Origin of the sequence: Nocardia puris (genome assembly GCF_036051655.1) — a bacterium.
In the GTDB taxonomy this organism is placed as follows: domain Bacteria; phylum Actinomycetota; class Actinomycetes; order Mycobacteriales; family Mycobacteriaceae; genus Nocardia; species Nocardia puris.
This window is the reverse complement of record NZ_CP107943.1, coordinates 6,582,573-6,605,613: the sequence shown is the minus strand read 5'-3', so window position 1 is coordinate 6,605,613 and position 23,041 is coordinate 6,582,573. Positions and strand designations below refer to the sequence as shown.

At 71.4% G+C, this 23,041-nt stretch carries 24 protein-coding genes; 12 read left to right on the top strand and 12 right to left on the bottom strand.

The genetic code is table 11. The features are described 5' to 3' along the window. Positions 1-32: 32 nt before the first annotated feature. Positions 33-401 (top strand): arsenate reductase family protein, encoded by a 369-nt coding sequence (locus OHB21_RS30655; RefSeq protein ID WP_067512208.1) that lies wholly within the window; start codon positions 33-35, stop codon positions 399-401. Positions 402-468: 67 nt separating this feature from the next. Continuing rightward, the gene (locus OHB21_RS30650) at positions 469-1,149 is read left to right on the top strand and encodes a TIGR00266 family protein (RefSeq protein ID WP_067512206.1); all 681 of its coding nucleotides are present in this window, start codon (positions 469-471) and stop codon (positions 1,147-1,149) included. A 40-nt stretch (positions 1,150-1,189) separates the two neighbouring features. On the opposite strand, the gene OHB21_RS30645 is transcribed toward OHB21_RS30650, so the two are convergent. Then, positions 1,190-1,732: an NUDIX domain-containing protein gene (locus tag OHB21_RS30645; RefSeq protein ID WP_067512204.1), complete on the bottom strand. Its 543-nt coding sequence runs from the start codon at positions 1,730-1,732 to the stop codon at positions 1,190-1,192. 52 nt (positions 1,733-1,784) lie between these two features. Here OHB21_RS30645 and OHB21_RS30640 point away from each other — a divergent pair, with 52 nt between their 5' ends. After that, positions 1,785-2,165, top strand: a complete 381-nt coding sequence (locus OHB21_RS30640; protein ID WP_195124351.1) for a nitroreductase/quinone reductase family protein — start codon at positions 1,785-1,787, stop codon at positions 2,163-2,165. Here OHB21_RS30640 and yidC read toward each other — a convergent pair. The 9 genes from yidC to OHB21_RS30595 form a co-directional block, all read right to left on the bottom strand. Further along, positions 2,138-3,034, bottom strand: coding sequence for a membrane protein insertase YidC (gene yidC / locus OHB21_RS30635; protein WP_195124350.1), 897 nt, complete (start codon positions 3,032-3,034; stop codon positions 2,138-2,140). The two genes, OHB21_RS30640 and yidC, sit on opposite strands and share 28 nt — an antisense overlap. Before the next feature lie 89 nt (positions 3,035-3,123). Further along, positions 3,124-3,417, bottom strand: coding sequence for a DUF6412 domain-containing protein (locus OHB21_RS30630; RefSeq protein ID WP_067512198.1), 294 nt, complete (start codon positions 3,415-3,417; stop codon positions 3,124-3,126). Between the two features lie 10 nt (positions 3,418-3,427). Beyond that, the gene (locus tag OHB21_RS30625; RefSeq protein ID WP_067512196.1) at positions 3,428-4,210 is read right to left on the bottom strand and encodes an AraC family transcriptional regulator; all 783 of its coding nucleotides are present in this window, start codon (positions 4,208-4,210) and stop codon (positions 3,428-3,430) included. A 53-nt stretch (positions 4,211-4,263) separates the two neighbouring features. Then, positions 4,264-5,628 (bottom strand): condensation domain-containing protein, encoded by a 1,365-nt coding sequence (locus tag OHB21_RS30620; RefSeq protein WP_195124349.1) that lies wholly within the window; start codon positions 5,626-5,628, stop codon positions 4,264-4,266. Beyond that, positions 5,628-7,043, bottom strand: a complete 1,416-nt coding sequence (locus OHB21_RS30615) for a condensation domain-containing protein (protein WP_067512192.1) — start codon at positions 7,041-7,043, stop codon at positions 5,628-5,630. Before OHB21_RS30615 ends, OHB21_RS30620 begins: the two co-directional genes overlap by 1 nt. Continuing rightward, positions 7,034-8,587, bottom strand: coding sequence for a condensation domain-containing protein (locus tag OHB21_RS30610; RefSeq protein ID WP_195124348.1), 1,554 nt, complete (start codon positions 8,585-8,587; stop codon positions 7,034-7,036). Before OHB21_RS30610 ends, OHB21_RS30615 begins: the two co-directional genes overlap by 10 nt. Positions 8,588-8,952: 365 nt before the next feature. Continuing rightward, complete coding sequence (locus OHB21_RS30605; protein ID WP_067512188.1) at positions 8,953-10,119, bottom strand: PucR family transcriptional regulator; 1,167 nt, start codon at positions 10,117-10,119, stop codon at positions 8,953-8,955. Positions 10,120-10,153: 34 nt separating this feature from the next. Next, positions 10,154-11,965 (bottom strand): AMP-dependent synthetase/ligase, encoded by a 1,812-nt coding sequence (locus tag OHB21_RS30600; protein ID WP_195124347.1) that lies wholly within the window; start codon positions 11,963-11,965, stop codon positions 10,154-10,156. A gap of 183 nt (positions 11,966-12,148) precedes the next feature. Beyond that, positions 12,149-13,348 carry a DUF418 domain-containing protein gene (locus OHB21_RS30595; RefSeq protein ID WP_195124346.1) on the bottom strand — a complete coding sequence of 400 codons (1,200 nt, stop codon included), beginning with the start codon at positions 13,346-13,348 and terminating at the stop codon, positions 12,149-12,151. 92 nt (positions 13,349-13,440) lie between these two features. On the opposite strand from OHB21_RS30595, the gene dop reads away from it, so the two are divergent. The 7 genes from dop (at position 13,441) to OHB21_RS30560 (ending at position 19,164) form a co-directional block, all read left to right on the top strand. Continuing rightward, a complete protein-coding gene (gene dop, locus OHB21_RS30590) occupies positions 13,441-14,940 on the top strand; it encodes a depupylase/deamidase Dop (RefSeq protein ID WP_067512182.1) in 1,500 nt (499 codons plus the stop codon). Positions 14,941-15,094: 154 nt separating this feature from the next. Beyond that, complete coding sequence (locus OHB21_RS30585; RefSeq protein ID WP_067512180.1) at positions 15,095-15,286, top strand: ubiquitin-like protein Pup; 192 nt, start codon at positions 15,095-15,097, stop codon at positions 15,284-15,286. Between the two features lie 14 nt (positions 15,287-15,300). Then, a complete protein-coding gene (prcB, locus tag OHB21_RS30580; RefSeq protein ID WP_067512178.1) occupies positions 15,301-16,149 on the top strand; it encodes a proteasome subunit beta in 849 nt (282 codons plus the stop codon). Then, on the top strand, positions 16,146-16,916 hold the full coding sequence (prcA, locus tag OHB21_RS30575; RefSeq protein WP_067512176.1) for a proteasome subunit alpha: 771 nt from the start codon (positions 16,146-16,148) through the stop codon (positions 16,914-16,916). Before prcB ends, prcA begins: the two co-directional genes overlap by 4 nt. A 217-nt stretch (positions 16,917-17,133) precedes the next feature. Then, on the top strand, positions 17,134-18,492 hold the full coding sequence (gene pafA, locus OHB21_RS30570) for a Pup--protein ligase (protein WP_195124345.1): 1,359 nt from the start codon (positions 17,134-17,136) through the stop codon (positions 18,490-18,492). Between the two features lie 35 nt (positions 18,493-18,527). After that, positions 18,528-18,767 carry a FitA-like ribbon-helix-helix domain-containing protein gene (locus OHB21_RS30565; protein ID WP_067512172.1) on the top strand — a complete coding sequence of 80 codons (240 nt, stop codon included), beginning with the start codon at positions 18,528-18,530 and terminating at the stop codon, positions 18,765-18,767. Beyond that, complete coding sequence (locus OHB21_RS30560; protein ID WP_067512170.1) at positions 18,760-19,164, top strand: type II toxin-antitoxin system VapC family toxin; 405 nt, start codon at positions 18,760-18,762, stop codon at positions 19,162-19,164. The genes OHB21_RS30565 and OHB21_RS30560 overlap by 8 nt, the downstream gene beginning before the upstream one ends. Positions 19,165-19,189: 25 nt before the next feature. On the opposite strand, the gene OHB21_RS30555 is transcribed toward OHB21_RS30560, so the two are convergent. Then, on the bottom strand, positions 19,190-20,428 hold the full coding sequence (locus OHB21_RS30555) for an RNA polymerase sigma factor (protein WP_067512168.1): 1,239 nt from the start codon (positions 20,426-20,428) through the stop codon (positions 19,190-19,192). After that, positions 20,425-20,817: a YciI family protein gene (locus OHB21_RS30550; RefSeq protein ID WP_195124344.1), complete on the bottom strand. Its 393-nt coding sequence runs from the start codon at positions 20,815-20,817 to the stop codon at positions 20,425-20,427. The genes OHB21_RS30555 and OHB21_RS30550 overlap by 4 nt, the downstream gene beginning before the upstream one ends. A 157-nt stretch (positions 20,818-20,974) precedes the next feature. Between OHB21_RS30550 and OHB21_RS30545 the strand changes: the two genes are divergently transcribed. Together OHB21_RS30545 and OHB21_RS30540 are read left to right on the top strand one after the other, a co-directional pair. Beyond that, entirely contained in the window at positions 20,975-21,970 is a 996-nt protein-coding gene (locus tag OHB21_RS30545; RefSeq protein ID WP_195124343.1) for a helix-turn-helix transcriptional regulator, read from the top strand. A gap of 73 nt (positions 21,971-22,043) precedes the next feature. Beyond that, positions 22,044-23,024 (top strand): helix-turn-helix transcriptional regulator, encoded by a 981-nt coding sequence (locus OHB21_RS30540; protein WP_067512166.1) that lies wholly within the window; start codon positions 22,044-22,046, stop codon positions 23,022-23,024. Positions 23,025-23,041 lie beyond the last annotated feature (17 nt).

The window sequence follows — 23,041 nt, the reverse complement described above, 5'->3', positions numbered from 1 at the left end:
GCGCACGGAACACCATGTGGTTGGCTGATTCCATGACCTCCGAGCAGACCGAGATCTGGCACAACCCGCGCTGCGGCAAGAGCCGCGCGGCCACCGCGCATCTGGACGGGGCGGGCGTCGAATACCGGGTGCGCCGCTACCTCGACGATCCGCCCACAGCCGACGAACTGCGCGCGGTGCTCGCCAGGCTGGGCGCCGAACCGTGGGACATCACCCGCACCGGTGAGCCGGTCGCGAAGGACCTGGGCCTGGCGTCGTGGGGCCGCACCCCCGCCGACCGCGAACGCTGGATCGAGGCGCTGGCCGCGCATCCCAAGCTCATCCAGCGCCCGATCGTGCTCACCGCCGACGGCGGCGCGGTGGTGGCGCGCACCGACGAAGCGCTGCGCACCCTGGGCTGAACCGCGCCCGCGCCGCGCCGAATTCGCCGCCGCCTGCCCGACACTCGCGCGCGGTAGGGTCGGCGGCATGAAGGTACAGTTGCGCCACAATCCCGCCTCCGCCGTCGCGCGGTGCTTCCTCGCGGGTGGCGAACCGATGCGGGTCGAGAGCGGCGCGATGGTCGCGCACTCGGCGGGAGTCACACTGCAGGCCAAGGCGGAGGGCGGCATCCTGGCCGGGCTCAAGCGCTCGGTGCTGGCGGGCGAATCGTTTTTCGTCTCCACGTTCACCGCACCGCAGCAGGGCGGCTGGGTGGACGTGGCGCCCGCGCTGCCCGGCGACATGCTCAACCTGCAGATCAGCCCGGATCGCCCGTTCTTCATCAGCCGCGGCGGCTGGATCGCCAACTCCTACGGCGTCCAGATCGAGAGCAAGTGGGGCGGCTTCGCGAACCTGTTCGGCGGCGAGGGCGGTTTCGGCCTGCGCGCGCACGGCGAGGGCGAGGTCGTGGTGGGCGTGTTCGGCGCGATCGACGTGATCGACCTGCAGCCCGGCGAGCCGATCACCATCGACACCGGCCACGTGGTGGCCTACGACCTGGCGATGAACTTCTCCATCCGCCGCGCGGTGTCGGGCCGGTCCATCCAGTCGCTGAAGTCGGGCGAGGGCTTCGTGTTCGACTTCGTCGGCCCCGGCCGGGTGCTGTTGCAGACGCGCAACCCCGGCGCCTTCGCGGCGTGGGCGGCGTCGAGCGCGTCGTCGGGGTAGCCGGCGTGCGGTGCCCGCGCCGCGCCGGCGAGGCACCTGCTCAGGCGAGCAGTGTCTCGATCAGCGCCCGGGTGTCGGGCACGAACGGCCAGTCCGGGAGAGCCAGATGCGCGCGCAGTTGCGCGTCGGTCCACCACCATCCGTCGGCGATCTCCTCGGGCTGGTGCCGGATCGGGCCGTCATAGCGCAGTTCGTAGGCGAACAGGTGGCAGCGCATGTCCAGCCCGTCCCACGCGCCCTCCCACGCGATACTCCCGAGCGGCCGCACCGCGCTCGCGGGCGCCTCGATCCCGAGCTCCTCGGCGAGTTCCCGCACGGCGGTGACCTCGGGCGTCTCGCCCGGCGCCACCACACCGCCGGCGAGGCAGTCGTGCGCGCCCGCGCCCACCAGCTTCGTATCGGTGCGGCGGTGCACGTAGAGGCGTTCGCCGTCCCCGGAGCGGACCAGCACGCCCGCGCTCGCGTGCCAGAGCCCGTCGCGGTAGACGTCGCCGCGGGCGGCCGCCCCCACGGGGCGCCCGGCGCCGTCGTAGACGGCGATCGTCTCCCGCGCGGCGGGCGGCGGACTCTGTGGGGCTGACACGGCTCGAGGGTACCCTGGGCTGCGCACCCCACCCGGTAGAGAGGACCTTGCGATGGTGCTGCCCCGCGCGTTGGCGTCGTTCAACCGGCAGGTGACCAATCCGATCGCGGGCCTGGTGGCGGGCAAGGTGCCGGTGCTGGCCGTCGTCCGGCACGCGGGCCGCCACTCGGGCCGCGCCTATCGCACCCCGGTGTGGGCGTTCGAGGCCGAGGGCGAATTCCGGATCGCGCTCACCTACGGCATCGACTCGGAGTGGGTCAAGAACGTCCTCGCGGCGGGCGAGTTCGCGCTCGAGACCAAGGGTCGCACCGTCGAGCTCATCGATCCGGCCGTGCTGGAGGACCGTTCGGCCTCGTGGGCGCCGTTCGGTGTGCGGCAGGCCCTCCAGCTGTTCGGCGCGAAACACTACTTGCGGGCCCGCCGCGTGGTCTGAGTCCGCTGGCCGCGCACCGGTTTCGCACCGGGTTTCGGAGCGGTCGCCCTCGACGCGGAAACAGGTGCCGCGACGGCGGTTTCGGCGTCCACCCGCCGGTGCACGAGGTACTGCTGCCCGAGCGTCCACCCGTTGTTCGCGACCCAGTACACCAGAATCGCCACCGGCAGCAGCGGCCCGCCGATCAGCAACCCGGCCGGGAAGACCCAGAGCGTGAGGGTGGTCAGCAGTGCGGGTTGCGCGGCGGTCTGCCGGGCCGCCGCGCCCCGGGCGGTGAAGTGGGTGGCGACGGCGGCGAGCACGAGCGCGCCCGCCACCAGCATCATCGGCACCGTCGGCTGCCCGGCCAGGGTGGCCGAGAGCGGCGCGCCGAAGACATGGGCGTCGAGGAAGGCGCGCACGCCGTCGGCCTCGAAGAGGTAGTTCGGCGTCCGCGCGTTCTGTTCGGCCGACATCGGCGCCGCCGTCGCCTGGAACGGCAGCTGCCCCACGGCGTGGGTGCGGTCGAATGAGCGCAGCACGTGGAACAACCCGAAGAACACCAGCGCCTGCCCCAGCAGCGGCAGGCACCCGGCCAGCGGCCGCACGCCCTGCTCCCGGTACAGGGCTTGGGTTTCGGTGGCGAGCGTGCGCGGATCATCGGGGTACTTCGCCTTCAGTGCGTCGACGCGGGGCCGCAGCCGCAGCATCGCCGCCTGGGTGCGCGTCTGGCGCAGCGCGACCGGGATCAGCGCGGCGCGGAAGGTGATCACCAGGAACACGATCGCGAGCACCCACGCGACGGCCGACGCCGGGCCGAAGGCGAGCGCGAACAGGGAATGCCATGCCTTCAGCACGGCGGAGACAGGGTAGTAGACGATATCGAGCATGGGGGTACACCTGATTCGGTGAGACGTGCGCGCGCACGTACGGGGACTGGGTCACGGCGACTCGGCCGAACCACCCCGCGCGGGGGTGCTCAGCCGGTGACCAGTCCCGGAGCTCGTGGCCGCGGGCGGCCCGGCGTGTCCGGATTGCTCTGCCGCAGATAGGTGCCCCGCCTGCGGCGACGGGCCGAGGGCGGCGGGCCGGCCCACGCGGCGCGGGCGGGCAGCCGGACGCCGCGCACCGACACCAGCGTGACGACGGCGGCCGCCAGCACACCCAGTGCGGCGAGCGCGGCGTGCTCGGACATCGGCGCCGCGAGCAGCGCGAGGACCGGTGCGAGGCACGCGAAGACCGCGAACGTCGCGAGCCGGACCCGGGAGAGCATGCCGCCGAGCCTACCGGCCGGGTTCGGCCTCGCCGAGATCCCACTGCTCGGGGCGGTGCAGCGCGGCGGGCGTGAGGCCGAAGGTGCGCTTGCAGGTGCGGGTGAGCTGGGTGCCGTCGTCGAAGCCCGCGGCGCGGGCGGCGGTCGCGAGATCGTCGCCGCTGCGGAACCGGCCGATGGCGACGCGCAGGCGCAGCCACAGCATGTAGGGACGCAGGGGCAGGCCGACCTGATCGGCGAAAAGGTGCGACAGGCGCGCGGGGGACAGGCCCACCCGGGCGGCCACGTCCGCGCCCCGGACGGTGCGGTCGGTGACCAGCGTCGGCAGCAGGCGCAGCGCCTCGAGCACCGCGCTGTGCCGCGGGCCCGCGGAACCCGGTGCGCCGGAACGCAGTTCGCGCACGATCACGGCCACCTGATCGGCCAGCGGCGCGGCGGCGAGTTCGGCGGGCAGGGGTGCGGCGTCCTCGGCCCAGCCGCCGTGGTGGGCGCGACGGTCGGCGCTCGCGCCCGCCGCGGTCTCGGGGTCCAGGTACAGCGCGGCGCCCTCGGCGGCCGTCTCGATGCGGTGCGGCGCGTCGGCGGGCACCACGACGCGGGTGCCGCGGTGGCGCACGCCGCTCGCGTCCATCACCGTGACCGGGGTGCGGGCGACGAGCACCTGCACGGTGTGGTGGGCGTGCAGGTCGGTGGGGCGGATCGGGCCGCCGAACGCGAGCAGGCCGGGCCGCAGCAGAGCCGTCGCCCGGCCTGCGGTGTCGTCGGGCGGATCGGTGACCAGAGCCTGCTCCATTGGATGCTCCCGGCTGCTCGCTGCGGTCCGCCAGATCGGACCCATGGCCGAGATTATCCGGACCGCACCGCCCCGGTGAGCGTTTCGGCGAGCCGATCGAGGAATTCGCCGACCACTTTGCGCGCGGCCGGGGTGTCGGGAAAGCGGGTGCGCAGCGCCAGCCCGTCGTCGGCCCTGGTGAACCACAGCTGCACGTCGTCCAGCGGTGCGGCACGGCTGAATTGGGCCGGATCGCGCGGTCGCGCGCGGGTGGTGTCGGACCGGCTGCCGCCCGGCAGATGCCGGTAGTCGGTGTAGGAGACGCTGAACAGGTCGCGCCGGGTCCGGCGCAGTTCGGTGCCCATCGCCTCGAACACCCGCACGGCGGGCACGGTCGCCAGCCGCTGGCCCGCCTGCACGGCGGCGTGGGCGGCGTGGGCTGTCGCGAGGAAATCGCCCGCGACCGGCACGCGGGCCGGTGCGTTGGCGACCAGCCAGCCGAAGGTGTTGTGGTGGCGGGGTTCTCGGCGCGTGTGCACCGGGAAGACCAGGTCGATCGCGGGAGCGCCGCCGAGTTCGGCGGCGGTGAGCGCCACGGCCGCCAGCAGCGCGGCGAACAGCGAGAACCCCTCAGCGCGGGCTCGCAGATGCAGGGCGTCGGTGTCGTTGGGGCCCAGTACCTTTCGCACGTCGCTGCCGAAGGGCGCGGGTTCGCCGCCGGTGCCGAGGTCGAGTGGGAAGTGCGGCAGGTCGTTGTCACCCGCGCGCAGGAACTCGCGCCACGCGTCGAGCAGGGGCCCGGTGGCGGCCGAGGGGGTGGCGGCTTCGCGGGTGGCGTAGGCCAGGAAGCTGCCCGCCTCCGGCAGCGTGCGCGCCGCGGCCGCCGCGGCGGCGGGTCCCTGTTCGACGGCCGCGCGATAGAGCACGTCGAGTTCGGTGACCGCGATCATGATCGACCACGCATCGCAGATGGCGTGGTCGAATCCCACTACAACAGTGGAGGTTTCGGTCCGGCTGACGGCGCCGAGGAAGTACGGCGGGAAACTGGTGGGCGCGCACGCGTCGTCCAGCCGCTCGCCCAGCAGCGCCCGCAGCCGGCCGGCGGAGTCGACGGTGACGGGCGCGCGGGCGGCGAGCGTGATGCCGGTATCGGGGGCGACCCGCACCGCCACCCCGCCATCGGGCGCGGTGCCGAAGGCGCAGTGCAGCGCGTCGTGGCGCGGAATCCAGTGGGCGAACGTGGTTTCCAGCGCCGTGGTGTCGATCGGCCCGGCCACATCGAAGTGGGCCGCCAGCCAGGTGGTCGGCCCGCCGGAGGACAGGTGAATCGTCTGGTTGGAGGTCGGCGGGGTCGGGTCGGGCACCGGGTCGGCCAGCGCGGTCCATTCCAGCAGCACACCGGGATCGGCGGCGAGATGGTCGAGGAAGAGCAGTCGCATCACGGCCCCTCGCTGTCGTGCGCGACCGCGCGCAGCACCGCGCCCAGCCGAGCGAAATACTCGGCGGCCGAGGCGTTCGCGGCGGGTGTGTCCGGGTACATCGCCGTGACGTGCAGGCGGTCGAGTTCGCGGCTGAACCAGATCGGCGAGGTCTGCCCGATCCGGCTGCGCGAACCGAGGCCGTTGATGCCGCTCACCGCGGGCAGCGCCTGTTCCAGCGCGGCGCCGGAGATGGCGCGCACGTCCATGTAGGAGACCCACGGCCAGTCCGTGGTGACGGGCTGCGGGGCCCCGCTGCGGACCGCCGCCAGCCGCAGCGCGGCGTGCACGGGCACCGAGCCCAGCGCCTTCACATCCTCGAGCGCGGCGGCCGCGCGCCGGACGAGTTCCGCGAAATCGGCGTCGGCCGTGTCGAATCCGACGGGCAGCAGGTTCACGAACCAGCCCTGCGCCATCTGGTACTCCGGCGCGGAGCGGGTGCCCACCACGTTCATCGCGAGATAGCCGGTGCGCCCGGCGGTTTCGCGCTCGGTGAGCGCGAGTGCGGCGTACAGGCCCGCCGAGAAACCGCCGCCCGCCGCCTTGCAGGCCGCCGCGAACGCCTCGCATTCGGCGGCGTCGAGCAGATCCACCTTGGTGCCCCGGCTCTCGGCCAGCTCGCCGGGCGCCAAACCGAGATCCCACGGCAGCGGCGCGACCCGGTCGGCGTATCCGGCGAGCAGGGCCGCCATCCGGTCCAGCTCGGGCGACCCCGCCGCCACCGCCGCGCGTTCGGCGGCGGCGAAATCGACATAACTGCCGACCGGGGGCAGCACCGGGTCGGTGCCCACCGCGTGTGCCGAGTAGCAGTTGTACAGCTCGAAAATCGCGGTGACCAAGGAGATTCCGTCGCTGAACGCGTGGTCGGTGCTGTAGAGCAGCGTGAAGCCGTCTGGTCCGTGGTCGATCGCGCCGCACACGAACGCGGGCCAGCGCGTCGGGTCGGCGGCGGCCCGGAACCGCGCGACGAGCAGATCGCGCAGCTCCTCCCCGGAGTCGAACTCACCACGGTGCTCCGCCACCAAGTCGACGTCCTCGGCGGCGACGATATGTCGGCGCGGATCCCCGCCGCCGGTGTCGAGATCGAAACGGCAGCGCAGGGTTTCGTGCCTGCGCAGGAACGTGACGAACGCGCGGCGCAGCGCGTCGGCGTCCAGCGGGGTGGCCACGGTGAAGCACAGCGACAGCTCCGAGGCCAACGGGTTGTCGGTGTGCCTGCGCTCGGCCCACCGGGAGATGTGGGATTCCTGGAGGAAGGTGGGCGGCACGGGGGAGGCGGGCGCGTCCAGCGCGGCGGCGCGGGACTCGGCGGTCGGCGTGAACTCCAGCAGCGCACCGGGTTTCGGCAGCCAGTCCTCGGTGAGGGTCATCTCCATGACAGCGGCGCTCCTTCGACGGGTCGGACGGGGACGTCGCCGCGCACGGCGAATTCGGTGAGCAGCTCGCGCATCCGCAGCACGTGGCGGTGGATGTCGCGGGTGGCGCGGGTGGTGCCGGGGTAGCGCATGTTCAGCGAGACGCCGCTGGGCGTGCGCAGGAACCAGAAGAAGAACTCCTCGCCGGAGCGGTTGCGGCTGCGCAACCACCTGGTTTCGGAATCGGCCCAGGCGTGCGCGCCGGGTACGGCGCGAATATCCATGTAGGACACCATGAACGCGATACGCGGACGCACCTCGAGCACGTCGCAGACATGGCGGAACGGCACCCGCGCGGCGCCACGCACGCGCCGCAGTTCCGCGCCCGCCGGGCCGACGAGTTCGGCGAGGGTGCGCGCGCCGCCGGTGTCGAGCGCGAACGGCGCCAGCCCCACGAACCAGCCGAGCGTGTCGGCCCAGCACGGCTCGCTGCGCGTGTGCAGCGGCACGACGGTGCGGAAGTCGCGTCCCGCGCCGAATTCGGCCGTGGTGGCGGCGAACGCGGCCAGCAGCACCGCGAACAGGCTCTGCCCGTGCTCGCGGGCCAGGGCGGCGGCCGCGTCGGCGGCGCGGGAGTCGAGCAGTTCGAGGGCCAGGGTGCGCTGGGTGGCCTCCGGGGCGGGCGCGCCGACGGCGACCGGACGGGCGGCGACGCGGGCGAACGGATCGTCTCCGGGGAGCACGGCCAGGCCGTTGGCGGAAGCGGGTTCGGCGCGCAAGCCGTTGCGCGCGTAGTCCGGCGCGGCGGGTGCCGGATCGACGACACTCAGGACCGGCGTCCGGTCGACTTCGTCGGAATTCGCTGTGCTGGACAGGAATTCGCGCCAGAGCGCGACGCCCGGATCGTCGGCCGTGACCGTCGCGGCGACGGCGCGCTCCCGCTCGGAGAAGTCCACGTAGCTGCCCGGCGCGGGCAACGCGGGCGCGGTGCCGGCGCGGGCGGACTCGTACAGCGCGCGCAGTTCGCCACCGATGCCGGTGGTGGAGTACCCGTCCATGATCGAGTGGTCGGCGGCCAGCACCACGGTGCACCCGCGACGTCCGTCGATGGTGACGCACACGTACGACGGCCAGCGCAGCGGCGAGGTGCCCTCGTCCAGGAGGTCCTGGACCAGCCGGAAGGTGGCCATGGTGGAGGCGTGCGTGCCCGCGTCGACGGGGCGCACACGGATGACGCCGGGCTCGGCGGTGTAGCGCGCCGGGCGCCCGCCCTCCACGGTGACGTGGGTGCGCAGCGCCTCGTGCCGGTCGATCCACTGATCGAGGGCGATCCGCCAGGCGGCGGCGTCGAGCGCGCCGTCGAGACGGAACGCGTGACCGAGCCAGTAATGCCTGCGCTCGCGTATACGGTTGTGTTCCAGCGCATCTCGCAGATGCTGTTCGTGATTGTGGGACACCGCCCTGGTGTCGCGGGGCCAATCCGCCCAATGGGAGGCGGCCGTGGGGAGCCACTCGACGACGTGTCCGCCCGGCAGCGGATAGTCGGCCAACTCGATGAATTCCATGACGCACACCTTCAGCTGCCCATCGAGAACTGTCTGTTTCGTACGGTTCCCGATCAGAAAACGTGACCAGAATCGCTCTTCGGGACGTTCCGAAGTGTTTTGTCGAGCTTTTCCCGGGACGTCGTCGTCTACCGGGCTGCACAAAACAATAGGAGAAGATTCCGATCGGTGTGTAAGTGAGTTGAGTCACCGTCGGGTGTGGTGTCAGCCCCGGGAATCCTGGGCACCCTGTGTCGCGTGCCCGCTGCCAGGGGGTTTGTGAAATAGAAGCGCTTCATGGGCTCGGGTGCGGCGTGTGCGCAGGTGGGAGGCCGTCGAGGCGATTTCATCCTATGTTTTCCGGTCTTTAACGCGCGCGGCCGGACTCAGGGCGTGAACGCGGCCGATTCGAGCTTGCGCGCCAGCCGCGCCGCCGACAGCGTCATCGCGTCGGCGGGCCGGTGCGGGTCCAGGCCGGTCAGCTCGTGCACCCGCGACAGGCGGTAGGTCACGGTGTTGCGGTGCACCGTGAGCTGCCGTGCCGTGGCCACCTGGTTGAAGCCGCTGTCCACGAAGGTGTCGAGGGTCTCGGCCAGCATCGGCTGGCTGTCCAGCGGGGCCAGCACGGCGGCCAGGCCGGGACGTGCCGTATCGCTCATCGCCACCGTGTACTCGAACTGCAGATCGCTTCGGCGGCAGACGATCTCGCTCCGCCGCAGGCACCGCCCCAGCTCGCCCAGGACGCGCGCCTCGGTGTAGGCGCCAGGAATCTCGGCGCGGGTGCAGGCCGCGGCGACACCCACCCAGTACGGCGTCGCGTCGGTGGGCGCGGGGGCGGGCAGCCGGGCGGTGAGTGCGGCGAGCGTGTGCGACCCGTCGTCGCCGGGACGCAACGGGATCAGCGCCGTCCACCCGCCGGCGTCCAGGCGCAGGAACACCCCCGGAATCGCTTCCGCGCGATGCCGCAGCGCGGCGGCCGGACCGCTGCCCGCCGCGCCGAGCCGGAAGACCGCCACCAGGAACGCGTCGGCGATCGGGATCACCGGACCGTTCGCCCACTCCACCGGGTCCTGTCCGGCCAGCAGCGCGTCGGCGATGGCGCGGCGGCGCTCCAGCAGCTCCCAGCGCGGATCATGGGCGCGCTGCGCGACGCCGGTGGCGATCCGGGTGACCACCAGCGTGATGTACTTCAGCAGCGCGGGCGCCGCCGTGAACAGCACCTCGCTGTCCTCGGGAGCGACGGTGTGGCGCAGCCGGTCCCACAGCAGCGCCGACCCGAGCCGGTACCGCTCGAGCACCTCCGCTACCGGCGTGCCGTCGCGCACGCGGTCGAGCGCGAGCTCGACGAGTTCCCTGGTGTCCTCCTCGGAGGGATCCACGCCGGTGCGCAGATACTCGAAGAACAGGTCCACGTTGAGCTTCGTGCCGCGCGCGAAGTCGGGCTCGACCAGCGACTGCGGCAGGCGCGCGTACGGCGGCAGCGCGGCGTAGAACCCGTCGATGAGCGCCCCGGCCCGCCGGTGCAGGTCGTCGATCGGGGTCGGTGCCGGCATCGTTGCTCCCTCCGTCCGTCCGTCTCGGACAGTACTACGCCGAATACATGGCCTCGATGGTTTCGGCGTAGCGGGCGGCGATCGGGGTGCGCCGCAGCTTGCCCGTCGCGGTCAGGCATGCGCCGCCGGGCTCCCAGGTCTCGCCCAGGACGCGGAACTTCTTGATCTGCTCCACGCGCGAGAGTTTCGCGTTGGCCGCCGCGACGCCGCGCTCGATCTCGGCCAGCACCTGCGGGTCGCGCGCGAGATCGCCCACGCCGGTCGCGGACAGCCCGGCGCGCGTGGCGAAGGCGGCGGACAGATCGGGATCGAGGCAGATCAGCGCGGTGTTGTACGGGCGCTGCTCGCCGATCACCGCGACGGCGCCGGCCAGCGCGCAGTGATCGGTGACGGTGTTCTCGATATTGGCCGGGGACATGTTCTTTCCGGCCGCGTTGATGATCAGCTCCTTCTTGCGGTCCACGATGCGCAGGTAGCCGTCGGCGTCGAAGGACCCGATGTCGCCGGTGTGCAGCCAGCCCTCGGCGTCGACCGTCTCCGCGGTCTTCTCCGGGTCGCCTCGGTAGCCGCGCATCACCATGCGGCCGCGGATCAGCACCTCGCCGTCGTCGGCCAACCGCACCTCGGCGCCGGGGAGCGGGGTGCCGACGGTGCCGATCTTGACGCGCTCCGGACCGTTGAGCGTCGCGCCCGCCGTGCACTCGGTCATGCCGTACCCCTCGCACAACGGCAGACCGAGTCCCAGGAAGAATTCGTGGACGTCCGGCGGGATCGCGACCGACCCGGTCACGGCCACGCGCACGCGGTCCAAGCCGAGTCGCTCCCGGAGTCTGCGCAGGACGAGGCGCTCCGCGACGGCGTGACGCAGGCGGTCGGCCGGACCTTCGGGAATACCGTCCGAGACAGCACGCGCCCGGTGGCGGCCGGTCTCGACCGCCCAGCGGATCAGGGCGCGGCGTGGCGCGGGCTCGGCGGCGAAGCGCTCCTCCAGCGCGCCGCGGACCTTCACCCACACCCGGGGCACGCCGAGGAAGACCGTCGGGCGCACCTCGGTCATGGCGGCGGCGACCTGTTTCAGGTCGGCGACGGTGGTGATCTCACCGCCCTCGAGCATGGTGAGGTAGTGCGCGAACCAGCGGTTGGCGGCGTGCGCGTCGGGCAGGTAGGAGATCACCCGGTCCTCGGCGCCGCCCCCGCCGAACTTCTCGATGACGCGGGCGTTCTCGAGGAAGTTGGTGTGGGTCAGCTCGACGCCTTTGGGCGGTCCGGTGGTGCCGGAGGTGTAGACGATGGTGAGCAGATCCTCGGGGTCCACCGCCCGCCACGTCGCCTCGAAATCGAACCCCTCGGGAGCGGGGGCGGATTCGACGGCGGCCAGTGTCGTGGTGCCGGGAACCGGTTCGTCGACCACGATCACGTGTTCCACGCGGTGTCCTTGTTCGGCCGCCAGCGCGGCCGCTTCGAGAATTCGCGAGGCGAATTGTTTCTCGCAGATCACCATTTTGTTTCCGGCATTGCCGAATTGGTAGGCGAGCAATTCCACGGGATTGGTGTTGTACACCGAGAACGGCGTCGCGCCCGCGTGCAGAACGGCGGTATCGCACAGGTGGAATTCGGGCCGGTTGGTCAGCATGAGCGCGACGGTGTCGCCGGAACGCAGCCCGAGCGCGCGCAGGCCCGTGGCGATGGCGCGCACCCGCTCGCCGTACTCGCGCCAGGTGAGGGTCTGCGCGCCACCCAGGGTGCGCAGGGCGACGGCGTCGCCGTAGCGGGCGACGTTGGACTGGAACGCCGCGCAGAGCGTGCGGGGGCGGGTGCGGCCCGCGGTGGTCGATGAGGCAGCCAAGACCGGAAAACCTTCTGTTCGAGAGTGAGTGAGGCCACCTGACCTCACTGTCCCTCTCAGCACATCGCATGAACCCGCACCGCCACCACCGGCAAACCCCAAGACTGCGCGCGCCCGGATTGTGCACTCGACCAAGACGCGCGGACGCCGCCGCGATCGGAGCGGCGGCGTGGGCGCGGGGGATCAGCGTTCGCGGGCGAGCAGGCGGTAGGCCTCGTGCCAGGCCCACTCCACCGGGCCCCGCTCGAAGCGGCGCAACCACAGGTGAGCGGCGCCCATCAGGACGATCGCGACCACCACGTACACCGCGATTGTGAACGGCACCCGGTGGTCGGGGGAGAAGCGCGCCGCCAGTCCCAGGCCCCAGCCGTAGCAGATCGCCGCCGCGATCAGGTTCTGGAGGATGTAGCAGGACAGCGCGGTCCGGCCCACCTCGGTGAGTCTGCGGCCGGCGTAGCCGAGTCGCGGCCTGCGCAGGTAGAACTCGGCCACCGCGGCCAGGATGCCCAGCGCCACGAAGGGGGCGATGCCGTAGCGGGTGAACACGATCAGGTCGCCACCGACGCCGATGCCGATGCCGAGATCCAGCGGCACCGCGAGCGCGCCGATCACCATGAGCCGCTTACGGATTCGCGTGCCCTCGGGGCGGAACACCCCGGCCCGGAACAGTCGCGCGCCGGTCAGGAACAGCGCCACCGACATCGCGAACACGAAGACCGCCTCGAGCCGGAACGCGAACACGTTGTCGACGCGGAACACCACCAGATCCCAGAACGACCCGTCCGCATAAAGGTTGGGGTCCAACGGTTTCGACTCCGTCCGCGGGGTGTCGTCCCCTGGGCCGAACGCCAGGCCGACGGCGATCAACGTCAGCAGCGCGACGTGCACGCTCGCCGCCACGATCAGCCAACGCCGTTGCGCCCGTTCGCTCGTCGCGAGCAGGAACGCCACCACCAGGCCGGTCACCGCGTACCCCATCAGCACGTCGAACTCGGCGATCAGCAGGAAGTTCAGCAGGCCGTCCAGGAACAGCAGCGCGGCGCGCCACGGATACTTGCCCGGCCACGGCCGCCCGCGCCGCTTCGCCGAGGCCTGCTGGATGGCCAGGCCGATGCCGAACATGATGGTGAGCAACCCGAGGAACTTGCCCTGCGCCACCTGTTGCAGCGCGCGCTCGGCCCACATCCAGCCGTCCTCGGCGGGGGCGCCGAGCCGGCGGACGTAGCCGACCATGCCCTCCGGGTCGGTCAGGATCCAGATGTTGGTGCCCAGCGTGCCGAGAATCGCGATGCCGCGCAGCACGTCCAGCGCCACCAGGCGCGACGGCGCGGGCGCGGCGGTGCGTACGGTGGGGGCCTGGGTGCCCGCGAGGGATTCGGTCATGGTTCGACTATCGAGTCCGCGGCCGCGCGGGCGAATCCTCCGGAAGTACCACCCTCGGTATGAGATCGGTGATGGTCGCTAGGCTCGACCCCATGCAGCGCATCATCGGCATCGAGGTCGAATACGGCATCTCGACCCCCACCGAGCCGTCGGCAAATCCGATCCTCACCTCCACCCAGGCGGTGCTGGCCTACGCGGCCGCGGAGGGCGTGCCGCGCGCCAAGCGCACCCGCTGGGACTACGAGGTGGAGTCGCCGTTGCGCGACGCGCGCGGATTCGACCTGAGCCGGATGAACGGACCCGCCCCCGTGATCGACGCCGACGAGGTCGGCGCGGCCAACATGATCCTCACCAACGGCGCGCGCCTCTACGTCGACCACGCGCATCCGGAGTACTCCGCCCCCGAGGTCACCGACCCGCTGGACGCGGTCATCTGGGACAAGGCGGGCGAGCGGGTGATGGAGGCGGCCGCGCGCCACGCCTCCAGCGTGCCCGGCGCGCCGCGCCTGCAGCTGTACAAGAACAACGTCGACGGCAAGGGCGCCTCCTACGGCACCCACGAGAACTACCTGATGAACCGGGACACCCCGTTCAACCAGATCATCCTCGGGCTCACGCCGTTCTTCGTGTCGCGCCAGGTGGTGTGCGGGTCGGGCCGCGTCGGCATCGGCCAGTCCGGCGACCACGCCGGGTTCCAGCTGTCCCAGCGGGCCGACTACATCGAGGTCGAGGTGGGCCTCGAGACCACCCTCAAGCGCGGCATCATCAACACCCGCGACGAACCGCACGCCGACGCCGACAAGTACCGCAGGCTGCACGTCATCATCGGCGACGCCAACCTGGCCGAGATGTCGACCTACCTCAAGGTCGGCAGCACGGCGCTGGTGCTCGACCTGATCGAGGCGGGCGAGGACCTCACCGATCTGCAGCTGGCCCGGCCGGTCACCGCCGTCCACCAGATCAGCCACGACCCCACCCTGCGCGCCACCGTCGCGCTGGCCGACGGGCGCGAGCTCACCGGCCTGGCGCTGCAGCGCCTCTACCACGAGCGGGTCGCGAAGTTCATGCACCGCGAGGGCAACGACGACCCGCGCGTGACCGACATCCTGGACAACTGGGCCATGGTGCTCGACCTGCTCGAGCGCGATCCGATGGAGTGCGCCGACCTGCTGGACTGGCCGGCCAAGTTGCGCCTGCTGGAGGGCTACCGCCAGCGCGAGGGCCTGGGCTGGTCGGCGCCCAAGCTGCACATGCTCGATCTGCAGTACTCGGATGTGCGCCTGGACAAGGGCATCTACAACCGCCTGGTGGCGCGCGGCTCGATGAAGCGGCTGGTCACCGAGCAGCAGGTGCTCGACGCGATGACCCAGCCGCCGACCGACACCCGCGCCTACTTCCGCGGCGAGTGCCTGCGCCGTTTCGGCGCCGATATCGCGGCCGCCAGCTGGGATTCGGTGATCTTCGACCTGGGCGGCGACTCGCTGGTGCGCATCCCCACCCTGGAGCCGCGCCGCGGCACCAAATCGCACGTCGGCAAACTGCTCGACGGCGTGGACACGGCGGCCGAACTGGTGGAACAGCTCACGACGTAAACGGCAACGGCCACACGGCGAATTGCGCACAGATCCGACGCCGTGTCGGCCCGCCTGGGTAGTGTTGGTGTACGAGCACGCACATTGCTCATGACCGAGGCCGTGCTCACCATCGGGCCCCGGTCATGATGAGGACGACAGGAGGTCGGCTGCCATGGCACAAGAGCAGACCAAGCGAACCGGCGGCGGCGACGAGGACGAGGGTCCCGGCGCCGACGCCGCCGGACAGGAGCGTCGCGAGAAGCTCGCGGAGGAGACCGACGACCTGCTCGACGAGATCGATGACGTGCTCGAGGAGAACGCCGAGGACTTCGTCCGCGCGTACGTGCAGAAGGGCGGCCAGTGACAGCAGGTGATCCGATGCGGCTCCAGCCGGGGCACGCCCTCTCCTCGTTCACCGAGCACCTGCGCCACCACGCACCGGAACTGTTGCCCGCCAACAAGTTCGCCGCGCTCGACGGTGCCACCGGGAGTCCCGGTGGCACCGGCGTGAAGGACATCGCGCCGCACGGCACCACCATCGTGGCGGTGACCTACCGGGGCGGCGTGCTCATCGCGGGCGACCGGCGCGCCACCCAGGGCAACCTGCTGGCCAGCCGGGACATGGAGAAGGTGTACATCACCGACACGTACTCGGCGGCCGGAATCGCGGGCACCGCGGGCCTGGCCGTCGAGCTGGTGCGCCTGTTCGCGGTGGAGCTCGAGCACTACGAGAAGATCGAGGGCGTCGCGCTCACCTTCGACGGTAAGGCCAACAAGCTGTCGAAGATGGTGCGCGACAATCTGCCCGCCGCGCTGCAGGGCTTGGCGGTGGTGCCGGTGCTGGTCGGCTACGACGAGCGGGCCACCGATCCCGACCGCGCGGGGCGCATCGTGTCCTACGACGTGGTGGGCGGGCGCAGCGAGGAGCGGTTCGGCTACGCGGCCGTCGGCTCCGGCTCGGTCTTCGCCAAGACCTCGCTGAAGAAGTTGTACGCCAAGGGAATCGACGAGGACCGCGCGCTGCGGATCGCGGTGGAGTCCCTGTTCGACGCCTCCGACGACGACACCGCCACCGGCGGGCCGGATCTGCTGCGCCGCATCTTCCCGACCGCGGTGCTGGTCGACGCCGACGGCGCGGTGGAGGTGCCCGAGTCGCGGCTCGGGGAGATCGCGCGCGACATCACCGCCGCCAGGGAGGCGGCCGAGGAAGGGGGTGCTCCGGCATGACGCTGCCGTACTACGCTTCCGCCGAGCAGATCATGCGCGACAAGACCGAGCTCGCGCGCAAAGGTATCGGCCGCGGCCGCAGCGTCATCGTGCTGGTGTACGACAAGGGTGTGCTGTTCGTCGCGGAGAATCCGTCGGCGACCCTGCACAAGGTGAGTGAGCTCTACGACCGCATCGGGTTCGCGGCCGTGGGCAAGTACAACGAGTTCGAGAGCCTGCGCCGCGGTGGCATCCTGCAGGCCGATCTGCGGGGCTACCAGTACGACCGGCGCGACGTCACCGGCCGGGCGCTGGCCAACGCCTACGCGCAGACGCTCGGGTCGATCTTCACCGATCAGCTCAAGCCGTTCGAGGTGGAGATCTGCGTGGCCGAGGTCGGCTATCCGACGCAGAGCCCGCAGTCGGTGCTGTACCGGATCACCTTCGACGGCTCGATCGTCGACGAGCGCGAGTACGTGGTGATGGGCGGCACGACCGAGCCCATCGTCACCGCGCTCAAGGCGTCCTACAAGCCCGGCCTGGAGCTGGGCGAGGCGATCGGGGTCGCGGTGAAGGCGCTGCAGGCGGGCATCCCCGAGGGCACCGACAAGGACAAGCGCGGCCTGGGCGTGAACTCGCTCGAGGTGGCCACGCTGGAGCAGTCGCGGCCGCGCCGGGCGTTCCGGCGGGTCGGTGAGGCGGCGCTGGCGCAGTTGCTCGACGGTGTGGTGGAGGCGAAGGCCAAGCCGACCGAGGATGTCGAGCTGCCCGAGGCGGACTCGAAGTAGCGGCGAACCCGCGTCCCGGACCGCCCCGTCGGGGTGGTCCGTGGCGCGGGTTCCGTCTTTTTCCAGGGGGTCTGCGGGGGTGCCGCGCCGTGTCCGGAATCCGCTGGTGACCGGGCGTTCGCCGTCGCGGGGCGGAGCCGAATCGTTGTGAAACCGGATGCGTCCGTGTTGCGCGCAGCGCCGCGCGAGCGCATCACATGGCTGTAATGTCGAAGGTGTGCAGCGACGAATCATGGGGATCGAGACCGAGTTCGGTGTGACATGCACCTTCCACGGTCACCGTCGGCTGTCCCCCGACGAGGTGGCCCGGTACCTGTTCCGCCGGGTGGTGTCCTGGGGCCGTAGTTCCAATGTGTTCCTCCGCAACGGGGCCCGGCTCTATCTCGATGTCGGGTCGCATCCGGAGTACGCGACGGCCGAATGCGACAGCCTGCATCAGCTGGTCACCCATGACCGCGCCGGTGAGCGCGTGCTCGAGGAGCTGCTGATCGACGCCGAGCAGCGCCTCGCCGAGGAGGGCATCGGCGGCGACATCTACCTGTTCAAGAACAACACCGACTCCGCGGGCAACTCCTACGGCTGCCACGAGAACTTCCTCGTGGTGCGCGCCGGCGAGTTCTCCCGGATCTCCGATGTGCTGCTGCCGTTCCTGGTCACCCGCCAGCTGATCTGCGGCGCGGGCAAGGTGCTGCAGACGCCGAAGGCGGCCACGTTCTGCCTGTCGCAGCGCGCCGAGCACATCTGGGAGGGCGTGTCCTCGGCCACCACGCGGTCGCGGCCCATCATCAACACGCGCGACGAGCCACACGCCGACGCGGAGAAGTACCGCAGGCTGCACGTCATCGTGGGCGATTCGAACATGTCCGAGACCACCACCATGCTCAAGGTCGGCACGGCCGCGCTGGTGCTGGAGATGATCGAGGCGGGCGTCTCGTTCCGCGATTTCGCGCTGGACAACCCGATCCGCGCCATCCGCGAGGTCAGCCACGATCTCACCGGCCGCCGCCCGGTGCGCCTGGCCGGGGGACGGCAGGCCAGCGCGCTGGACATCCAGCGCGAGTACTACGCCCGCGCCGTCGAGCACCTGCGCAACCGGGACCGCGACCCGCAGGTCGACCAGGTGGTGGACCTGTGGGGCCGCACCCTGGACGCGGTGGAGGCGCAGGACTTCGCCAAGGTGGACACCGAGATCGACTGGGTCATCAAGCGCAAGCTGTTCCAGCGCTACCAGGACCGCTACAACATGGAGCTGTCCGACCCCAAGATCGCCCAGCTCGACCTGGCCTACCACGACATCAAGCGCGGGCGCGGCGTGTTCGACCTGCTCCAGCGCAAGGGCCTGGCCAAGCGGATCACCGAGGACGAGGCCGTCGACGCCGCCGTCGACACCCCACCCCAGACCACCCGCGCCAAACTGCGCGGCGATTTCATCACCGCCGCCCAGGAGGCAGGCCGCGACTTCACCGTCGACTGGGTCCACCTCAAGCTCAACGACCAGGCCCAGCGCACAGTCCTGTGCAAGGACCCCTTCCGCTCCGTCGACGAACGCGTGGACCGCCTGATCGCGTCGATGTAGGCATTATAGCGCTGAAATAGCGCTATAATGACGCTATGGCGACAATGCAGATCCGCGACATCCCCGAGGAAGATGCCGAAGTGCTTCGGCAGCGAGCCGAGGCAGCCGGTATGTCGCTACAGGCGTATATGCGGCGTGAGTTGATCGCGCTGGCGCGACGACGTACGAAGCGTGAAGCGTTGGCGGCGATTCGCGAAGCGCTGGCGCAGGACCCTGCCCCAGGGGGCGACCGCGAGAGCATTCTCGACGCCCTGCGTGAGGCTCGCGATGAGTGACGAGTGTGTGGTCGATGCCTCGGCCATATGCGAGTCTTTGCTGCGCAAAGATTCTGTGGGGCTGGCCGTCGCCGAGCGCATCAACGGTTCGACCTGCCATGCGCCGCATCTGATCGACGCGGAAGTCGGCAACGTCCTGCGCCGGCATGAGCGCAAAGGCATGATCGGGGCGAACTCCGCGGTGATGAGCTTGCGACTACTGCGGACCTTGGTGGATCTGCGCTACGCCCACGATGGTTGGTTGGTGCAAGACGCGTGGGCACTTCGGCACACCGTCAGTTTCTACGACGCGCTGTACGTGGCGCTGGCGACGCGGTTGGATGTTCCCCTGTTGACCGCCGATGAGAAGCTGTCGCGCGCACCCGGCTTGCCCTGCCGCGTGGATCTGATCGTGTGATGCCGCCGGGGCGAAGTCGGCCCCCTCACCCCTCGGAGAGCCGGCGTAGGCGGGTGTTGAGGTAGCGCTGTTCGGGGAGGCTGGTGGTGAGTTGGGCGGCGCGGCGGTAGCTTTCGGCGGCGGCCGCGCGGTCGCCTGCCATGTCCAGCAGGTGGGCGCGGACGGCGTGGGTGCGGTGGTGGCGGCGCATGGCGGGATTGGTGAGCAAGGGGTCGATCAGGGCCAGGCCGTGTTCCGGACTCAGGGTCATGCCGAGGGCGACGGCGCGGTTGAGGGTGACGGCCGGGCCCGGGGCGAGGCGGTCGAGCATGGCGTACAGGACGCAGATCTGTGGCCAGTCGGTGGTTTCCCAGGTGGGCGCCTCCGCGTGGACGGCGGCGATCGCCGCCTGCACCTGGTAGCGGCCGACTTCGCCGCGGGGCAGGACGCGTTCGAGGATCGCGACACCCTCGGCGATCGCCGCGTGGTCCCAGCGGCTGCGGTCCTGCTCGGCCAGGGGCACCAGGTCGGGGCCGTTCATGCGCGCGGCGGCGCGGGCGTGGGTGAGCAACATCAGGGCCAGCGCCCCGGCGACCTCGTCGTGGTCGGGCACGACGCGGTGCAGCTCCCGGGTGAGCCGAAGGGCCTCCCCGGCGAGGTCCGCGTCCACCACCGACGCCCCGGCGCTCGCGTGCCCCGCGGTGAACATCAGGTGACAGACGTCCAGAACCGCCGCGATCCGCGCGGGCAACTGCGCCGGAGCGGGCATCTCGAATCGGGCGCCCGCCGCCCGCAGCGCCGCGCGCGCCCTGGTCAGCCGCTGCGTCATCGTGCGCTCCGGCACCAGATAGGCGGCCGCGATGCGCCCGACGCTCAACCCGGCCACCGCGTGCAAGGTCAACGCCACCTGGGACGGACGGGTCAGGCTCGGATGGCAGCAGAGCAGGAACAGGCGCAGCGTGTCGTCGCGGTCGTCCGGCGTCCCGGCATCGGCCGGGGGAGCGAGGCGCGCGTCGTCCGGATCGGCCGCCGCGTGCGCCCATTCCCGCTGCGCTCGTGCGTCCTGCGCGCGCACCCGATCGATCAACCGCCGCGACGCGACCCGGATGAGCCAGCCTCGCGGATTGTCCGGCACACCGTCGCGCGCCCACTGCCGCGCCGCCGCCTCGGCCGCCTCCTGTGCGGCGTCCTCGCAGTCACCCAGATCGCCGTGCCTGCGCAGCAGGGCGGCCAGGACGTACGGCGCCTCGCGACGCCACACGTCCGCGACCGCCCGCGCGCTCACTGGTCGTCGCCGCCCGGCCACATGGTGGGCCGCAGCTCCACCGTCTCCCCGGGCCCGGCGAACACGGCGGCGATCTCCTCGGCCCTGGCCCGGCTCTCCACGTCGATCAGGAAGAACCCGGCCAGATGTTCCTTGGCCTCGGAGTACGGCCCGTCGGTGGCGAAGGGCGCGCCGGCCTCCCACCGGTACAGCCGCGCGGCCTCGGGCGCGCCGAGCGCCTCGCCGGTGACGAATTCGCCCTTCTCCTGCATCTCGGCGAGCAACCGCTCGAAATCGCCGGTGATCCGGTCGCGTTCGGCCTGCCGCAGCGCCTGGAACTCGGCCAGGTAGTCGCCGGTCGGATGCCCCCACGGCTGCGGGTTGGAGTGGATCAGGATCACGTATTTCACGATGTCTCCTCGGGTCGGGGACGGACCGTCGCGGTCCATCTTCGTCCAGAACGTCGGCGCCGAGGCCGCGATGTCGACATCGCCGCGCGGATTGTGTGGGTTCGCGAAGTGCGCGCCGCCGCGCCGGACGCCGGGGACGGCGATTACCCTCTAACGGGTGGCGATATCCAAGGTCGAGCGGCTGATGAATCTGGTCATCGCGTTGCTGTCGACCCGGCAGTTTCTCAGCGCGGAACGGATCAGGGACAGCGTCGCCGGCTACGAGGACTCCGCCAGCGACGAAGCCTTCAGCCGGATGTTCGAGCGCGACAAGAACGAGCTGCGCGACCTGGGCATTCCGCTGGAAGTCGGCCCGGTGGGCCGGTTCTCGACGCTCGAGGGCTACCGCATCAACCGCGACGCCTACGCGCTGCCCGATATCGACCTGTCCGACGAGGAGGCCGCCGCCGTCGCGGTGGCCGTGCAGATGTGGGAGTCACCGGAGCTGGCCGCGGCCGCCGAGGGCGCGCTGCTGAAGCTGCGCGCGGCCGGCATCCACGTGGAGACCGACGCCGCCGTCGCGTCGGTGCCCGCGGTGCCTGCCCGCACCCGCGGCTCGGAACCGGTGCTCGGGAAACTGCTCGCCGCGATCGACGAGGGCCGCGCCGTCCGGTTCGAACATCGCGGGGGAGCCAACGCGCCCTACCTGATGCGAGATGTGGAGCCGTGGGGTGTCGTCACCCACCACGGCCGCTGGTACCTGGTGGGCCACGACCGCGACCGCGACGCCACGCGCAGCTTCCGCCTCTCGCGCATCGGCGACGACATCACCCCCTACGGCCCGCCGAACGCCGTGCACAAACCCGAAGGGGTCGACCTGCGCGAGGTCGTCACCCGCGTCACCAGCAGGGCGCCGGTGAGCGGTTCGGCCACCGTGTGGGTCGCCGACGGCCGCGGCCGCGAGATCCGCAGGCTGGGCCCGGTGCTGGAGGAGCGCACGGTCGGCGGCCGCCCGGGCGCGGTGGTGGAGGTGCCGGTGCGTTCGCGCGACTGGCTGGCCCGCCTCATCACCGGCCTCGGCCCCGACGCGCTGGTGTTCGGCCCCGCCGACCTGCGCGACGACGTGGTGGCGCGGCTGCGGTCGGTGTTCGACACGACGGAGGTGAGCGCATGAGCGAACGCAGTGAGCGAATCATGTGCCAGCGCGCACCGCGCGTGCCGGAGCCGAGCGTCAGCGAGGCGCAGGCATGAGCGGGCGCCTCTCCGTGCGGCTTTCGCGGCTGCTCAACATGATTCCGTACTTCATCGCCAACCCCGGCATCAGCGCGGCGGAGGCGGCGGCCGATCTGGGCGTCACCACCAAACAGCTCATGAGCGATCTCAACCAGCTCTGGATGTGCGGCCTGCCCGGCTACGGCCCGGGTGATCTGATCGACCTCTCGTTCTCCGAGGAGTCCATCGAGGTCACCTTCTCCGCAGGCATGGACCGCCCGCTGCGGCTCACCTCCACCGAGGCGACCGCATTGCTGGTGGCGCTGCGTTCCCTCGTGGACATGCCCGGCATGGTCGATCCCACCGCCGCGCACGCCGCCATCGCCAAGATCGAATCCGCGATCACCGGCGCCAGGCCCGAGCGGCCGGGCCCGGAACCGTTCGCCGCGCCGGTGGAGGCGCCCGCGGTGGCGACCGTGCGCGCGGCGCTGGCCCGCCGGCACGCGCTGCGGCTGGTCTACTACTCGGCCAGCCGGGACGTGGTGTCCGAGCGGGTCGTCGACCCGATCCGGACGGTCCTGGTGGACGACAACAGCTATCTGCAGGCCTGGTGCCGCGAGGCCGAAGGGGTGCGGCTGTTCCGGTTCGACCGGATCGAAGACGCCACCGAACTGGACGAACCCGCCCACCCGCCGAGCCACGCCGCCAGCGAGGCGGCCGCCTCGCTGGACCTGTTCCAGGACGATCCGGCGCTGCCGTCGGCGCACCTGCGCATCCGGCCCGACTACGGCTGGGTGTTCGACCAGTACCCGATGCACCGCCTGGCGGTGCATCCGGACGGCACGCTGGAGGCGACCATGCGGTTCGCCACCCTGGACTGGATGGCACGGCTGCTGCTCGGCTTCGGCGCGGGCGTCACCGTACTCGGCCCGCCCGATCTCGTCGCGGCGGTGCGGGAGCGTTCCGAGGCGGCCCTGGCCGCCTACACGGACGCCGGACTCGAAGAAATGGAGTGAGGTGTCGGGGCTCGACA

Excerpts from the sequence above, each read along its gene's own strand:
- OHB21_RS30655 (WP_067512208.1), top strand. The coding sequence starts at position 33 with ATGACCTCCGAGCAGACCGAGATCTGGCACAACCCGCGCTGCGGCAAG.
- OHB21_RS30650 (WP_067512206.1), top strand. The coding sequence starts at position 469 with ATGAAGGTACAGTTGCGCCACAATCCCGCCTCCGCCGTCGCGCGGTGC.
- OHB21_RS30640 (WP_195124351.1), top strand. The coding sequence starts at position 1,785 with ATGGTGCTGCCCCGCGCGTTGGCGTCGTTCAACCGGCAGGTGACCAAT.
- yidC (WP_195124350.1), bottom strand. The coding sequence starts at position 3,034 with ATGCTCGATATCGTCTACTACCCTGTCTCCGCCGTGCTGAAGGCATGG.
- OHB21_RS30630 (WP_067512198.1), bottom strand. The coding sequence starts at position 3,417 with ATGCTCTCCCGGGTCCGGCTCGCGACGTTCGCGGTCTTCGCGTGCCTC.
- OHB21_RS30625 (WP_067512196.1), bottom strand. The coding sequence starts at position 4,210 with ATGGAGCAGGCTCTGGTCACCGATCCGCCCGACGACACCGCAGGCCGG.
- OHB21_RS30620 (WP_195124349.1), bottom strand. The coding sequence starts at position 5,628 with ATGCGACTGCTCTTCCTCGACCATCTCGCCGCCGATCCCGGTGTGCTG.
- OHB21_RS30615 (WP_067512192.1), bottom strand. The coding sequence starts at position 7,043 with ATGGAGATGACCCTCACCGAGGACTGGCTGCCGAAACCCGGTGCGCTG.
- OHB21_RS30610 (WP_195124348.1), bottom strand. The coding sequence starts at position 8,587 with ATGGAATTCATCGAGTTGGCCGACTATCCGCTGCCGGGCGGACACGTC.
- OHB21_RS30605 (WP_067512188.1), bottom strand. The coding sequence starts at position 10,119 with ATGCCGGCACCGACCCCGATCGACGACCTGCACCGGCGGGCCGGGGCG.
- OHB21_RS30595 (WP_195124346.1), bottom strand. The coding sequence starts at position 13,348 with ATGACCGAATCCCTCGCGGGCACCCAGGCCCCCACCGTACGCACCGCC.
- dop (WP_067512182.1), top strand. The coding sequence starts at position 13,441 with ATGCAGCGCATCATCGGCATCGAGGTCGAATACGGCATCTCGACCCCC.
- OHB21_RS30585 (WP_067512180.1), top strand. The coding sequence starts at position 15,095 with ATGGCACAAGAGCAGACCAAGCGAACCGGCGGCGGCGACGAGGACGAG.
- prcB (WP_067512178.1), top strand. The coding sequence starts at position 15,301 with ATGCGGCTCCAGCCGGGGCACGCCCTCTCCTCGTTCACCGAGCACCTG.
- prcA (WP_067512176.1), top strand. The coding sequence starts at position 16,146 with ATGACGCTGCCGTACTACGCTTCCGCCGAGCAGATCATGCGCGACAAG.
- OHB21_RS30565 (WP_067512172.1), top strand. The coding sequence starts at position 18,528 with ATGGCGACAATGCAGATCCGCGACATCCCCGAGGAAGATGCCGAAGTG.
- OHB21_RS30560 (WP_067512170.1), top strand. The coding sequence starts at position 18,760 with ATGAGTGACGAGTGTGTGGTCGATGCCTCGGCCATATGCGAGTCTTTG.
- OHB21_RS30540 (WP_067512166.1), top strand. The coding sequence starts at position 22,044 with ATGAGCGGGCGCCTCTCCGTGCGGCTTTCGCGGCTGCTCAACATGATT.